Origin of the sequence: Providencia sp. PROV197 (assembly GCF_028479625.1) — a bacterium.
GTDB lineage: Bacteria > Pseudomonadota > Gammaproteobacteria > Enterobacterales > Enterobacteriaceae > Providencia > Providencia vermicola.
In genome coordinates, this window is the sequence record NZ_JAMPNZ010000022.1 from 98,278 (window position 1) to 112,456 (window position 14,179).

A 14,179-nucleotide genomic window follows, 5' to 3' on the forward strand; every position below is an offset into this window, starting at 1 on the left:
TATGAGTCAGCCTATTCAAATTGGGTCCTATACACCCACGTTAAAGCTAAAACCGATTGTTTTATGTGTTTCCGCCATTTTAGGTATTACTTCTGTCGCTCAAGCAGAAATAATTAATACCAATGGTGCTGGCGTCATGAATAACAGTAATGGCCCAACGATCGTCCATATTAATAAAGCCAGCGATAAAGGTGTTTCTCACAATATATACAGTAAGTTTGATGTTGATAATAAAGGGGTTATTCTAAATAATAGCAAGGATAATGTTAATACCCAATTGGGTGGAATGATTAACGGCAACCTTAATTTATCAGGTGGTGAAGCCTCCGTTATTATTAACGAAGTCAACTCCAATAATGCAACAAACTTAAACGGTATGGTTGAAGTTGCAGGTAAAAAAGCACAAGTGATTGTTGCTAACGCATCTGGAATTACTTGTAATAGTTGTGGATTTATTAATACCGAAAGTACCACACTCACAACAGGTAAACCTATTGTGACTAACGGAGAATTGCTTGGCTATAACGTAGCCAAAGGGCAAATTATCGTTAATAAAGGTTTAACTTCTGATTCCCCTACTGAAATTATCGCGCGTTCAGCGGTGATTAACGGCCAACTAAAAGCAAAAGAGCTCAAAATCGTCACTGGACATAACTTTGTCGATACTAACGGTGATGTTGTCTCTACTGTTGCAGCTACAGGTAGTAGACCTTCTGTGGGTATTGATGTTTCTGCGTTAGGTGGTATGTACGCTGATAAAATCACCTTAATCTCTACTGAAAATGGAGTCGGTGTAAAAAATAAGGGGATTATATCAGCGGGTGATAAAGGCTTATCGGCTAAATCTGCATGGGTTTTCTCTAATGAGAGTAACAAAATAGAGTCTTCTGGTGATATTGACTTAAACGTAAACACTTTTCATAACAAAGGGTTAGTCAGTGCTAAAAATGATCTTAATATTCTGACGAATGAAACTAATTCTGGATATGTAACCTTTGATAACGATAAAGGCAAACTTATTTCAACCTCAGGTGATATTAATTTACGCACCAATAATACTGTTTTAAACCGTAACGGTGGGAGCATCCAAGCTAAAAATAATATTAATATTAAAACCAATGAGATTCAAAATGGTGGCGGTTTAATCAAAGCCGAGACAGGTGATGTCAATATTGACGCTAGAGGTACAATTTATCAGTGGCGTGAATATTCAAGTGTCAGACCTGAAGATAGAATTATTGCTGGTAGAGATATTAATATTACCGCAGATAGAATTATTAGTGAAAATGCTAAAATTGATGCAGGCAGAGATGTCATTTTAAACACTGTATCCTCTATAGAAAATACTAACTCTGTTATCACGGCTAAACGGAGAATGAGCATTGATGCGAATAGTCTAACAAATAAATCATCATCGATTACTGCCACTAATGCTAAATCTGATTTAAATGTCACTAATTATATTACTAATGACGCAAACTCAGTCATCAGTAGTGGTCGTGGATTAAATATTACATCTGCAAGGCTCACTAATGCAGGTAAAATCATTTCCCCAACTAATGTACCAAATACGGTTCCAACGCCAACCTACGAGTCCAACATTAATGTTAAAGATATTGATAATAAAGGCGGTTTCATTGCTGGCGATAAACTAAGCATTACGTCTGATTTTATCTATAATGACCAAGGTTTTATTGATGCAAAAACACTTGATATCAATGCTAACTATTTAAACAATAACGGTGGATATATTCGTTCATATAACAATATGGCGTTAAATACTCATCAACTAAATAATTATAATTCAAGTAATTTTAGCCGAGTTTCCAGTAAATTTGGGTTAATCAATAAAGTGGGTGGTATTGAAACCTTAAATGGTGGCATTACCGTTACAGGTCATTACCTATATAATAACTACAGGTTATTCAAAAGCGCAGCCCAAGATAGAGCTGCACCTTTGGGTGGTATGGAGTTTAATTTAACGGGTGATTTTAATAATACTTATGGTGAACTAACCAGCGATAATAGTATTGCTATCAACACTAAATCACTCAATAATTACTGGGGTAAAATTAACTCTGGCAATAAATTAATCATTAAATCGACAGGTTCCATTAATAATTACTATGGAAAACTATCGTCACTAGGTGTTACTGAACTTTATACCCCTTCAGTTTTAACCTATGATTCAAACGAAACCTATAGTGTTGATGGTACTGGTATCATTTATAGACCTGATGGTCTAAATATTATTCACATCAAAAAGCCTACTGATAAAGGTATTTCACATAATACTTATCAAAGCTTCAATGTGAAAGATAAAGGAGTCATCTTTAATAATAGTAGTTCATTAACCACAACTCAGTTAGCTGGCAATATTAATGGTAATGACAATATAACAGCAGGAAAAGAAGCTCAAATTATTCTTAATGAAGTTGTCGGTAATAGCATCAGTACCATTAATGGTATGATGGAAGTTGCAGGTAATGCGGCTCAAGTCATTGTGGCTAATGCATCAGGTATTACCTGTAATAGTTGTGGCTTTATTAACGCAGAACGTGGGGCATTTGTCACCGGTACACCATTAGTCGTTGCTGGTAATTTAATTGGCTATAATGTTACTAAAGGACAAGTCACTATAAATAAAGCAATATCCTCAGCTGATGCAATTGATTTTATTGCTCGCTCAGTACTTATTAGTGGTGATGTTAATGCAAAAGAGTTAAATATCGCTACAGGTAATAACTTATTTGATGCAAATGGTAATGAGTTATCTACACTGACTAATACCAATATCTCTAGTAAAGGGGTGACCATTGGAGCTAATGGGAAATTAAATGCTGATAAAATCAATATTAATTCAGTCGGTTCAGGTTATTTACTTAATAACAATGGTTTAATTAATGCAGGAAGTACGGGATTAACCGTTAATTCGGATTCTATTTACAATACCGCAGTGATCCAATCTGTCGGTGACATTAATATAACATCGACTAGCAACATTGTATTTAATAATAAAAATTCCATTACATCTAGTGCCGGCAATGTTGATATAACATCTAATGGCCAAATGGTAAATCATCCTAGTGCATTAATTAGCGCTTACAAAAATGTCAGTATTAATTCCCTTGATAGCTTTTACGGTAGTGGAAGCTTAGTTAAATCAATCACTGGTAATATTGATTTTAATTTAGCAAAAAGTTTCATTCATTGGAGTGGATATTACAGTAAATGGGGTGCAGATACAGTTATTGCTGCAGGCGATATTAATATAAATGCTGCATCAGCGACTATTGAAAAAGCAAATGTTAGCGCAGGCAGAGACTTTACCTACACGGGTTCTAATTTAAGCATTGGTAAGTCTAGTACTGTGAGTGCTAATCGTCGTGTTATCATTGATACTGACAATTTAAATAATAGCGCTTCCGTTCTTAAGGCTGAAACTGGTCGTATGGATATTACCGCACGAAATGCAATACAAAATGACAGTACCTCAGTAATTAGTAGCGATAAACTGTTAAATATTACAACGCCTAAATTAACTAACACAGGTGTTATCGCCTCAGGAAATGGTAAATCAACATTCCGTGTCGATAATTTGGTTAATACTGCAGGTTATATTAAAGGTTTTAATCTTAACTTTATCTCTGAGTATCTAAACAATACAAACGGGTTGATTAAAGCTGATAATAATATTGTGATGGATGCAACGTATGTCTCTAATACTAATTCCTCTAACTTTAGCAGATATGCGACCTACCTTGGCTTAGTACAACAAAATGGTGGAATTATCGCTGAAAATGGCAGTATCAAAATGCAAGGTACCCAATTGAATAATACTTCTGGCATTATTCAAACCAATGCTGTCTTCCCTGCTTCTGGCGAAGCCGATATTAATATTACAATGGGTAATGAAATCATTAACAACTATGCTCAAATAAAAAGCGCAGGAAATCTGAAAGCAACTGCAAATACAATTTCCAACTATAGTGGTTTAATGAATGCAGACCTTGGCTTAACCGCTAAAGCTACGCATTCTATTAATAACTATAATGGAAAAATTAACTCAAGAAATGTCACTACAGTGACAACACCTAGCCTATCAAACACTAACGGGCAAATCTTGGGCAGCAATGTCATCATTAATACCCCCTAAAATATGACAGGTATGCCATAAAACAAAAAGGACAGCTTAGCTGTCCTTTTTTATGGGATTGCCCAGAATATTAATCTTCGAGTAACGTTACATGGCCAATATAAGGCAAATGACGGTACTGTTGTGCGTAGTCGATACCATAACCAACAACGAATTTATCTTCGATTGAGTAACCAATCCATTCAACTGGAACATCCACTTCACGGCGTGATGGTTTATCCAACAATGTGCAAATAGCGACAGATTTAGGGCCGCGTAATTCGAAAATCTCACGAACTTTATTTAAGGTATTACCAGAGTCGATAATATCTTCAACAATTAAAACGTGCTTATCACGAATATCTTCGTCCAAGTCTTTGACAATTTTAACATCACGGCTTGATGTCATCGCATTGCCGTAACTTGAAACAGTCATAAAATCAACTTCATGGGGAACATTAATTTTACGGCATAAATCTGCCATAAAAATGAATGACCCTTTTAATAAACCAACAAGGACTAAATCGCCTTCAAGTGGTTGATAATGAGCACTGATTTTTTCAGCTAATTCGCTGATTCGTTGAGCAATCTCTTCTTCAGAGATCATGACTTCAAGGGTATGTTTCATCTTCAATTACGCATCTATGGGAATGGAAAGCGCGTAATTTTACCATAGGCGAGGCGTAGATACTAATAAAGGAAAATGCAGCAATAACATTTAATGCTGCATTTCGTCCTAAAACTAAAGTATTTGGTTAACTCACTGTAAAACCAAGCATCATTCCTGTGTCTTCATGTTCTAATAAATGGCAATGTGCCATATACGGATGCTCTTTCGTCGCAGGGTGTTTAAATTCCACTAAAATTTCGCTCACCTGCCCTTCAACTTTAACAATATCTTTCCAGCCTTGGCGATGCGGCTCAACAGCCTGGCCATTTTCTTTCAGGATACGGAATCGAGTTCCGTGTACATGGAATGGATGCAACATCATGTCACCACGCCCTGAAACGACCCATATTTCTTGGCGGTTCATTGGCGCATCAAATGCTGGGTGTGTCATTGAGAACACTTGCCCGTTAATGGTATTCGCGTTATGGATATCTAAATCACCAGTCCCTGTGCCGCAATGCCCGCCATTCCCCATGCCACCTCGCATATTTCCACTACCCATATTACCTTGACTCATATTACCATGGTTCATGGTGCCATTGTTCATCATCGCGCCATGATCCATATTGCTCATCATCGCGCCATGACCGCCCATGTTCCCCATCGCTTGAGCACCATACTTTTCGCGCAGCATCATCATACCTTGCATGTCTAAACGCATATCCATCATAAGGTGGAAACGGCGGCGATTTAATCCTGCTAAAGAAGGGATTGCAGAAATTGCAGCAAGAGTTGAAGGTAATTTACCTTCACCATTTGTTAATGTAGTTTCGATACGTAAAACAGGTAGAGGTTGGTCAAATGGTGCAATAGTCATCCCCATTTGCCCTACGGGTAATGTCACTAAATCAAATGCACGACCATCTGAAGCATCAATTAGCACCTCAAAACGCTCTCCCATTAAGATAGGTAACTCTGTTACCGCAATCGGCTCGGCCAACAAACCACCATCACTCGCAACGACATACATGTTACGTCGATCACTGGTGGAGATATTTAAACTACGAGCGTTACAACCATTTAAGAGCCTTAAACGTAACCAGCCTTTGGGAGCGACATGTTTAGGATAAACTGCACCATTGGTTAACATTATGTCACCAAACCAACCTACCGCAGCGCTCATCACATCTAGTTGGTAATCGATTTGCCCATCATCTTTCAACCGTTTATCTTGTAAAATCACAGGGATATCATCAACGCCCCAATGGCTTGGTAAACCATGTTTTGCCGTGTCATCATCTTGAATTAGCACAAGGCCTGCCAGCCCCATCGCCACTTGGTATCCGGTTTTTCCATGAGTGTGAGGATGGAACCAACAAGTCGCTTCGCTTTGATTTACCGTAAAATTTACGTTACGACTGGCACCAGGTTGGATTATCGCTTGAGGGCCGCCATCTTGTTCACCTGAAATTTCTAAGCCGTGCCAGTGAACAGTGGTATCTTCAGGGAGCTGATTCACAATATTAATATTAACACTTTGGCCATTTTTTAAGCTGATTGCTGGGCCGAGCAAATCACCGTTATACCCCCATGTAGTCGTTTTCTTACCAGGGACAAATTGGGATGTTCCTTGCTTGATCGCCAATTGAATATGCCCTTGAGCATCAGGCTCTAGTAACGGGGGAATTGCCAATGTGGGATAGTTTTCAGCCGCTACTGCGATGCGGCTCCAAATAGGCAGCGCACTTGCAGCATATGTGATAGCACTTAATTTTAAAAAATCGCGACGTAACATTGATAACCTTCCTTTTATTATCAAATCAATAATCACTGGCAGAGTATGTTGAGGGAAATTACCCTTTCTCTGCAAAACATGGTTTAATAAAACAAATGATAAAGCCTCCCCTTACAGGAAGGTCAATAAACCCACTCAATAATTATGGGTTTATTACATTCATTTAAGAAAAATATAGTTGACTAACAATTCTATTCTTATGCTAACGTTACTTGACATAGAAACCCGATAGAATAAAGAATGCGCAAATTTATATTAATGATGTCATGCATAATGACTCTGTTAGGGATAACCAATTCTGCCAGAGCTCTTGCCCCTAACGAAGCTGAAGATCTGGCTGATCTGACGGCTGTTTTTATTTACCTAAAATATGACTGTGGGTACTCACAAATTCCCGATAGAGAAATTGAACGCGCTATCGTGTACTTTGCGAAAAGCAATAAATGGGATTTGAGCAACTACAACTCTGAAAAAATGACTCAGCTAAATAAAGAAAGTTATAACGACTTGAAGGGAATACCACTCACACAAGAGTTTAAATGCCAGTCACTCGCACGGGATTCACTTGGCCTTTTCGCCTACGTAAAATAACCCCATGCTCTAAGTCGAGAAAACATGCAAGGATTTAAGTGCATGTTTTCTTCTCCTACTAAGCACATTTATTGCATTTTTTTAGCCCTACGTTCTTGCCAAAATAAAACAACAGATGGAATGCTTTGAATAATCACCATGCGGATAATATGATTCGACATGACAAATCCTGCATCCAAATTCATTGTAATTGCAGCAAAAGTCATCGCTTCCATACTACCTGGCGCCCAAGCAAGTAATAATACCGAAATATCATACCCCGTTAACCATGCTGCAAATACCGTAATCAAGAATGTCAAAATAATATTGATGACGACAACTTGTGCAGAGGAGTAAATATTTTTAATTAATGATGAAAGCGGAAAAACTACAAAGTGATTACCGATATTCATCCCAATTAATACCATACTCAGTTCAGTCAGCATTAATGGGAAGTTTAATGGAATATCAACCCAACTTTGTATTAATGTTGCTGCGGCTAATGATGTGAGCATATAAGGTGCAGGAACTCTAAAACGCTGCAATATCAAGCCTGTAATCACCCCAACAACAACAATGAGCAATAACCACATTGTTGCAGCCAGCGTTAATGAAGGAAACTCAATAATCGGTTGCGGATCGCCATCGCTCCCAACCACAATCCCAGCTAATAAAATTAATATAATAAGGCGAATAGTATGGGAAATAACAATCTTCTGTGGTGGTGTGTGGGTATGGTCAGTTAAGGCCAAAATGGCAGCCATTGCCCCTGGTACAGACCCCAACATAGCTTCTTGTTTTGTCCAGCCAACCTTGCGGTAAAACCAAAAAAAACTAAAGGAAAATTGCACAGCTAGGCACACAACTAACATCAATAACAGCAAGAATAAATTATCAGCCTCATTGAGCGAAACCTGGTTAAACATCAAACCAACCGAGGTACCTAATGTCACTTGAACAAAAGAAATTGTGTGTTTTGGTATAGCAAAAGAAATGCCAAAGCGATGAAAAATGATAACAGCGATAATTGGGCCAAACATCAGTGCAAGTGGGACACCAAGGTAAGTTAGTCCCCCTCCAATCACTGCGCAAACAACGATCCCAATTATCATATTAAATAATTTCATCATACAACATTAACCGTTAAGATTATTTATAGTCTTAATTTATATCATATTATTAATGCCTGATGACCTTAGTTTTCATTTATTTATTATGATAGTGATCATTCACTGCGGTTTTACCATTATTAGTTTTTGATTTCCTTATTTTTACTGCCTCCCAATCTGTCTTTAAAGAGCCTTATTTTGACATTTAGCATTATCGGTTATGGCTTGGTTAATTATCGCTTTTGCCATCCATTGTGCTAATTCAATGACCTGCTCATTATCCATCTTCCAAATATCCTTTAGCACTAAGAAAATCTCCGAGCCATAAATAACGGAAAATGCTTTGATTACCTTATCAATAATTTCTTGCGGATATTCCGATTTCATCGGTGCTGTGACCATTGTTAAAATATCTTTGCGGTTTCCCCGTTCGAATTGCTTATTTTTTACCTCTTGCGGAGCAGAACGCCCTTGTGCCCATTGCTGCAATGAGGCTTGTAATGCAGCTCTTAAAGCGCCTTCATGCTCAAACATTCTTGGAAAAGCGAAGGTCAGCAGTTCATCAATACGCTCTTCCGTTTTTTCACTCTGAGGCCGCCATGTTAAAATGGGCCCTAAGCTTTCATTAACAGTTGCCGTGATTAAATCACTTTGAGTGGGAAAATACCGATAAGCGGTTGCACGGGAAACCCCCGCTTCAAGTGCTAGCTCAGAAACGGAAGGCATTGCCCCTTTTTCAAATAAATCTAAAGCCGTTGTTACCAATAATAGATAAGTCCGTTTTCGCGTTCCCTTATATCCCTGAGCCGAATTAGTTTTAGGCATTTTATTTATCCTTAAAATACTGTCTCTTACATCAAGTCTAGTCAATAATACTGAGAAAACACAAGCAAAAATAAGTTATCCTTCTCAGTGACATACCGTTAAATGTTTAATCTCCCAAACTATCCTGTATATACAATTAAATATTGTATCCCTATCACAAATTTAGCAACCCTATGATACAAAGCACTAATAATATTTCTGATGTTTTATCAATATGATATGCATAATATCAACTAATTGTTTCTTCAATAAACCCAAAATGAGACTGCAATCTCATTTTACAAACGTAAAAAATGATACTATAGTCTCATTACGGTGAAAAATTCAACGCGAACTCTAATCTGAAAGGATTTTTATATGAAAAAACACCCTGGTTTTATCTATATTGCCACAACGCTGGATACCAAAAGTGCTGAAATATTTTATGTCAGTGAATTAATTAAAAGCGCTGGGTTAGCTGTTCGCACCGTTGATTTAACCACTCAACCAACGCAATTAGAAAAAGAGGCAGATGTCAGCGCACACACCATCGCAAGCTTTCACCCTCTTGGTGTGGATGCGGTTTTTTGTGGTGACCGTGGCAAAGCGATTGAGGCGATGGCTCACGCTTTTAGCCTTTACCTTGCTGCACAAACTGATGTCGCGGCAATCCTTGGTTTAGGGGGCTCGGGCGGGACCGCATTAATCACCCCTGCAATGCAAGTGCTCCCTGTTGGTATTCCTAAGTTAATGGTCTCCACTATGGCGTCTGGGGATATCTCAGGTTATATCGGTGCAAGTGACATCTCGATGATGTACTCAGTCACCGATGTTTCAGGATTAAATATTATTTCTCGTAAAGTGTTAAAAAACGCAGCAAATCAAATAGCAGGTGCCGTCTGGTTTAACCAAGAAGAAGAAAATATTGATATCAAACCTGCCATCGCCCTAACTATGTTTGGCGTAACGACACCTTGCGTTCAACAACTTACCGCACAATTAGAAGAGCAATACGACTGCCTCGTGTTTCATGCCACGGGGAGTGGTGGTAAAGCGATGGAAAAACTGATTGATAGTCAATTACTGCATTCTGTGCTGGATATGACGACAACAGAAGTGTGTGACTATTTATTTGGTGGCGTTTTAGCCTGTGATGAAGACCGTTTTGGCGCCATTCAACGTACACAAATACCTTGCGTCATGTCTTGTGGTGCGTTGGATATGGTGAATTTTGGTCGCCCCGCCACAGTACCTGAAAAATACCAAGACCGCTTATTTTACCATCACAATGCGCAAGTCACATTGATGAGAACAACCAAAGAAGAAAACCAACAAATGGGTCGTTGGATTGCTGAGAGATTAAATCGCTGTGATGGCGAAATCCGTTTTATTGTTCCAACATCAGGGTTTTCCGCATTAGATACCGAAGGTGCACCGTTCTGGGATCCTATTGCGGACCAAGCGTTTATCGATGCACTGACAGAAAATTTGATAATAACAGAAAAAAGACAGCTTATTTTGAGTCCTCACCACATAAATTCCCAAGATTTTTGTGAACAGGTTATTCAGCTACACCAGGAAATTTTGAACAAATAATAGAGGTTAATATGAAACATAACCGCGCAGAGTTATTGAAAAAATTCAGAGAAATGATTGCTCGTGGAGAACCAATTATCGGCGGTGGTGCAGGTACAGGTTTATCCGCAAAATGTGAAGAAGCTGGTGGCATTGACTTAATCGTTATCTACAACTCAGGCCGTTACCGCATGGCGGGTCGTGGTTCACTTGCAGGCTTGCTCGCTTATGGCAATGCCAATGAAATCGTTATGGACATGGCAAAAGAAGTCTTGCCTGTTGTTAAGCACACTCCTGTTCTTGCAGGTGTTAACGGTACTGACCCATTTTGCCAGTTTGATAAATTTTTAGATGACATCAAAGCGACAGGCTTTGCGGGCGTGCAAAACTTCCCGACCGTTGGCCTGATTGATGGTAATTTCCGCGCTAATTTGGAAGAGACGGGAATGGGCTATGGCCTAGAAGTAGATATGATCCGCATGGCACACGAAAAAGATTTATTGACCACTCCGTATGTTTTTAGTGCTGATGATGCTGTTGAAATGACCAAAGCAGGTGCGGATATCATTGTGCCACATATGGGTTTAACAACAGGTGGGAATATTGGTGCCGAAACAGCACTAACGCTCAAAGACTGTGTACCTCTTATCAATGAATGGGCAAAAGCAGCTAAAGCGGTGCGTGATGATGTCATTGTCCTTTGCCACGGCGGCCCTATCGCAACACCTGAAGATGCCGAGTATATTTTAGCAAACTGCCCTGACTGCCATGGTTTTTATGGTGCAAGTTCAATGGAGCGTTTACCTACCGAAGTCGCACTAACAAAGACTACACAGCAATTTAAATCAATAACACGTTAATTTTTTTATTTTTTGCCAACACCAGGCGCCTATTTCGATAGGCGCTTTTTTTATCTCTTTTTTGGGTTTAAAAAACGCCACAAAACCCAAAGTAGCGATGTTGAATAATACAAAACACCGAATTGAATAATCATAAGCGGTTTTTCCGTCATCCCTGTCATTTTTAACATGCCATAATAGTTATTATCTTCAAGGTATTGATCCGTAAGCCCCCCTTCAGGCAAATAATGCGTTAAAAATACAGCAATAATAAAACACGCAACATAATGACGTAATTTAGCAATCCCTTCATCGAAGGCATTAAAATTATCAAACTCATTCCCTTGCTGACGCCCAATAATAATTCGGTTTATTAACGTAGCCGCGTAAATATAAAGAATGGCGGAAGAATTAATTTGCGTAGTATGAAAAATATAAGCCACGCCACCTAAAATAGCGGCCACAAAAATAAAGAAAAAACCACGCTGAAGTACTGCCATCATTGTGCCCATATGCACTAGAATAAACTCAAACAACAGTATTAATACCATATTGTAAACCACTTCAACACCTGACCAATCAGGGGAAAACCACAAAGACAATAAAAAACCGATATAAAAAATAGTTAAGCCGTGATCCACTAGCGAAGGTAGAAAGTGCATAACACCTTGAGGTTTACCTGATGCAATAAAATGGCGCTTCCCTTTTACTGAGAATGATGATGAATGCTTATTGGTATTTTTTTTGTTTCTTATCTTCCTTGCCACGAACTTACTTTCCTTTTTCTCGGTAAATAGAGTGACCTTTACACAAGAAATTCATTAAACAGGCCATAAAAATGGGTAACCCAAAGTAGAGCACTCCAAACGCAAAAGCGACATGAGGCTTGTCAGGAAACTCTCCCCCCGTGGAAATACTGGCGTAATAACCAATAGACCGCAAATACTCAGGTGTTAACCCACCATAAGGCACAAGGAAAGATAAAATTAATACGAGAAAAATACAAAACATAAAATTGAGCGCCATTAGCGCTGAATAGCCCATATTTTCATTGCGTTCTTGTTCGCTGCGGCTGGTTAAACCAAATAGCATCCGGTTCGCGACTGTCGCACTATATAAATAAAGTATCAAGGGTGAATTCCCTAATACTGACATATTAATTACCAATGCAAATAAGCCATAGAAAAGCGCAAATAAGGTTAATATTCGCCAATCACGAAATACCGCCATAAAGACGCCAGAGTGAATCAAAATAAATTCAAAAATTAGAATAATGGTCAGGTTATAAATAATTTCCACAGTGTAGTACTCAGGAAAGAACCAAACGGATAAAATAAACCCAACATAGAAAAGGGAAAAACCGTAATTAATTATTTTAGAAAAAGCACGAATAAGGCTAAAAGAGTGCGAGCTTTCTTTCACACTTTTTACTGAGGGTTGTTTTGGGAAGAAACCTTGATTTTTATTTTTTCCTGTTTTTAATTGCTCATTCCCTGACGGCTTAACCATGATCTCACTCCAGATTATCAATTTTACTTTCTGAATAAGCTACTTGATAACGCAAAAAATAAATAGTGGCCAAAATCCGAATGACAAAGTACAACCAAGATAAAGTGTAAAAAACATCAGCAAGATGGCATGAACTTAACGTTTCATGCCACAAATAGAAGCGTAATTAGACGAGTTTGGCAATCAATGTGTCTAAATCACCTTGCAGGAAATTCACCGGTGGGATTTCAATTACAGTATAAGCACCCGCCGCCTGCTTCATTGAAGCGCGCGCAGCTGAAACCATAAATTGTGATGTTAATGCAGGGTTATTGATACGCATTGAATATTCGAACAATTGGTTGTGTGTAGCACCCGAAACGCCTTTGTGCGTCATGTGTACACCGTGCCCAACGTCTTTTAATGCGTCAATGCTATCGACCTGGCGAATATGGGTTTCATCAGAGGCAAAATAGCTATCCGCTTTAATCGCTTGAGCAACATCATCAAATTTTGCGCCTGCGTCTAATTCAATGTACACCATACGGCGATGTACCCCAGTTCCTAATGGAATCGTTACCGATAACGCATCTTTCACGCCATCAATCGCTTTTGCCGCAACACTGTGCCCCATGCTCATACCTGGTCCAAAATTGGTGTAAGTCACCCCTTTTGGCGCCATGGCTAACATTAAAGTACGCATGATAGAGTCAGAACCTGGATCCCAGCCAGCTGAGACAACGGCGACGCTATTATGCTGCTTGGCAACATCATCGAGGCTTCTTTTCAGCGCCACAATGTCTGAATGCACATCAAAGCTATCAACAGTATTGATGCCTAATGCTAAAATTTTTGCCGCAAGTGGCCCGATTGCACGGGTTGGTGAGCACAGGAGCGCAACATCCACTTTCCCTAGTTTTTCAATATCATCGACGACTTTATACGAGGCAAGTTCAGCAGGGATATCTTGTGTATTGCGACGAACGATACCAACAAGCTCAAAATCATCAGCGGCCAGAACAGCTTCTAGCGCATAATGGCCAATATTGCCATATCCCACTATTGCTGCTTTAATTTTTGTCATTTTTACTCCTATACAGTTCTGATGTTGCTTATTAATTAATTTATAGCGAAATTAAATCTAACAGATTAATTAAAAGTAAACAAAACATTCACTTTACGAAATTGGGGGCATTTTAACCCTATTTTCATTAATGAATTCCATGTAGAATTCCCAGTTCAAACGACTATTCT

The 14,179-nt window shown here is 38.8% G+C and carries 11 protein-coding genes; 4 read left to right on the plus strand and 7 right to left on the minus strand.

The genetic code is table 11. From position 1 onward, the window contains the following. The first annotated feature begins 1 nt into the window (after position 1). Positions 2 to 4,156: a two-partner secretion domain-containing protein gene (locus PR808_RS13535; protein ID WP_272539473.1), complete on the plus strand. Its 4,155-nt coding sequence runs from the start codon at positions 2 to 4 to the stop codon at positions 4,154 to 4,156. 70 nt (positions 4,157 to 4,226) lie between these two features. Here PR808_RS13535 and hpt read toward each other — a convergent pair whose 3' ends face one another. Together hpt and cueO are read right to left on the minus strand one after the other, a co-directional pair. Next, on the minus strand, positions 4,227 to 4,763 hold the full coding sequence (gene hpt, locus PR808_RS13540; RefSeq protein WP_206082964.1) for a hypoxanthine phosphoribosyltransferase: 537 nt from the start codon (positions 4,761 to 4,763) through the stop codon (positions 4,227 to 4,229). Between the two features lie 127 nt (positions 4,764 to 4,890). Continuing rightward, the gene (cueO, locus tag PR808_RS13545; RefSeq protein WP_272539474.1) at positions 4,891 to 6,540 is read right to left on the minus strand and encodes a multicopper oxidase CueO; all 1,650 of its coding nucleotides are present in this window, start codon (positions 6,538 to 6,540) and stop codon (positions 4,891 to 4,893) included. A 240-nt stretch (positions 6,541 to 6,780) separates the two neighbouring features. Between cueO and PR808_RS13550 the strand changes: the two genes are divergently transcribed. Beyond that, positions 6,781 to 7,131: a YacC family pilotin-like protein gene (locus PR808_RS13550; protein ID WP_206082966.1), complete on the plus strand. Its 351-nt coding sequence runs from the start codon at positions 6,781 to 6,783 to the stop codon at positions 7,129 to 7,131. Positions 7,132 to 7,199: 68 nt separating this feature from the next. Here the strand turns inward: PR808_RS13550 and PR808_RS13555 are convergent, their stop codons facing one another. Together PR808_RS13555 and PR808_RS13560 are read right to left on the minus strand one after the other, a co-directional pair. Further along, on the minus strand, positions 7,200 to 8,240 hold the full coding sequence (locus PR808_RS13555; protein ID WP_206082967.1) for an AbrB family transcriptional regulator: 1,041 nt from the start codon (positions 8,238 to 8,240) through the stop codon (positions 7,200 to 7,202). Positions 8,241 to 8,402: 162 nt separating this feature from the next. Next, entirely contained in the window at positions 8,403 to 9,044 is a 642-nt protein-coding gene (locus tag PR808_RS13560; RefSeq protein WP_206082968.1) for a TetR/AcrR family transcriptional regulator, read from the minus strand. 357 nt (positions 9,045 to 9,401) lie between these two features. Between PR808_RS13560 and PR808_RS13565 the strand changes: the two genes are divergently transcribed. Both PR808_RS13565 and PR808_RS13570 read left to right on the plus strand, forming a co-directional pair. Next, positions 9,402 to 10,619 carry a Tm-1-like ATP-binding domain-containing protein gene (locus PR808_RS13565; protein ID WP_272539475.1) on the plus strand — a complete coding sequence of 406 codons (1,218 nt, stop codon included), beginning with the start codon at positions 9,402 to 9,404 and terminating at the stop codon, positions 10,617 to 10,619. An 11-nt stretch (positions 10,620 to 10,630) separates the two neighbouring features. After that, the gene (locus tag PR808_RS13570) at positions 10,631 to 11,458 is read left to right on the plus strand and encodes a phosphoenolpyruvate hydrolase family protein (protein WP_206082970.1); all 828 of its coding nucleotides are present in this window, start codon (positions 10,631 to 10,633) and stop codon (positions 11,456 to 11,458) included. Positions 11,459 to 11,508: 50 nt separating this feature from the next. Here the strand turns inward: PR808_RS13570 and PR808_RS13575 are convergent, their stop codons facing one another. The 3 genes from PR808_RS13575 to PR808_RS13585 form a co-directional block, all read right to left on the minus strand. Further along, positions 11,509 to 12,204: a hypothetical protein gene (locus PR808_RS13575; RefSeq protein ID WP_272539476.1), complete on the minus strand. Its 696-nt coding sequence runs from the start codon at positions 12,202 to 12,204 to the stop codon at positions 11,509 to 11,511. A 4-nt stretch (positions 12,205 to 12,208) separates the two neighbouring features. Beyond that, positions 12,209 to 12,946, minus strand: a complete 738-nt coding sequence (locus PR808_RS13580; protein WP_272539477.1) for a hypothetical protein — start codon at positions 12,944 to 12,946, stop codon at positions 12,209 to 12,211. Positions 12,947 to 13,112: 166 nt separating this feature from the next. Then, complete coding sequence (locus PR808_RS13585; protein WP_206082973.1) at positions 13,113 to 14,009, minus strand: diaminopimelate dehydrogenase; 897 nt, start codon at positions 14,007 to 14,009, stop codon at positions 13,113 to 13,115. Positions 14,010 to 14,179 lie beyond the last annotated feature (170 nt).

What these genes read in the sequence shown, in the direction of transcription:
- PR808_RS13585 (WP_206082973.1), bottom strand. Translation starts at nt 14,009, where the DNA reads ATGACAAAAATTAAAGCAGCAATAGTGGGATATGGCAATATTGGCCAT.
- PR808_RS13550 (WP_206082966.1), top strand. Translation starts at nt 6,781, where the DNA reads ATGCGCAAATTTATATTAATGATGTCATGCATAATGACTCTGTTAGGG.
- PR808_RS13535 (WP_272539473.1), top strand. Translation starts at nt 2, where the DNA reads ATGAGTCAGCCTATTCAAATTGGGTCCTATACACCCACGTTAAAGCTA.
- cueO (WP_272539474.1), bottom strand. Translation starts at nt 6,540, where the DNA reads ATGTTACGTCGCGATTTTTTAAAATTAAGTGCTATCACATATGCTGCA.
- PR808_RS13580 (WP_272539477.1), bottom strand. Translation starts at nt 12,946, where the DNA reads ATGGTTAAGCCGTCAGGGAATGAGCAATTAAAAACAGGAAAAAATAAA.
- PR808_RS13570 (WP_206082970.1), top strand. Translation starts at nt 10,631, where the DNA reads ATGAAACATAACCGCGCAGAGTTATTGAAAAAATTCAGAGAAATGATT.
- PR808_RS13555 (WP_206082967.1), bottom strand. Translation starts at nt 8,240, where the DNA reads ATGATGAAATTATTTAATATGATAATTGGGATCGTTGTTTGCGCAGTG.
- PR808_RS13565 (WP_272539475.1), top strand. Translation starts at nt 9,402, where the DNA reads ATGAAAAAACACCCTGGTTTTATCTATATTGCCACAACGCTGGATACC.
- hpt (WP_206082964.1), bottom strand. Translation starts at nt 4,763, where the DNA reads ATGAAACATACCCTTGAAGTCATGATCTCTGAAGAAGAGATTGCTCAA.
- PR808_RS13560 (WP_206082968.1), bottom strand. Translation starts at nt 9,044, where the DNA reads ATGCCTAAAACTAATTCGGCTCAGGGATATAAGGGAACGCGAAAACGG.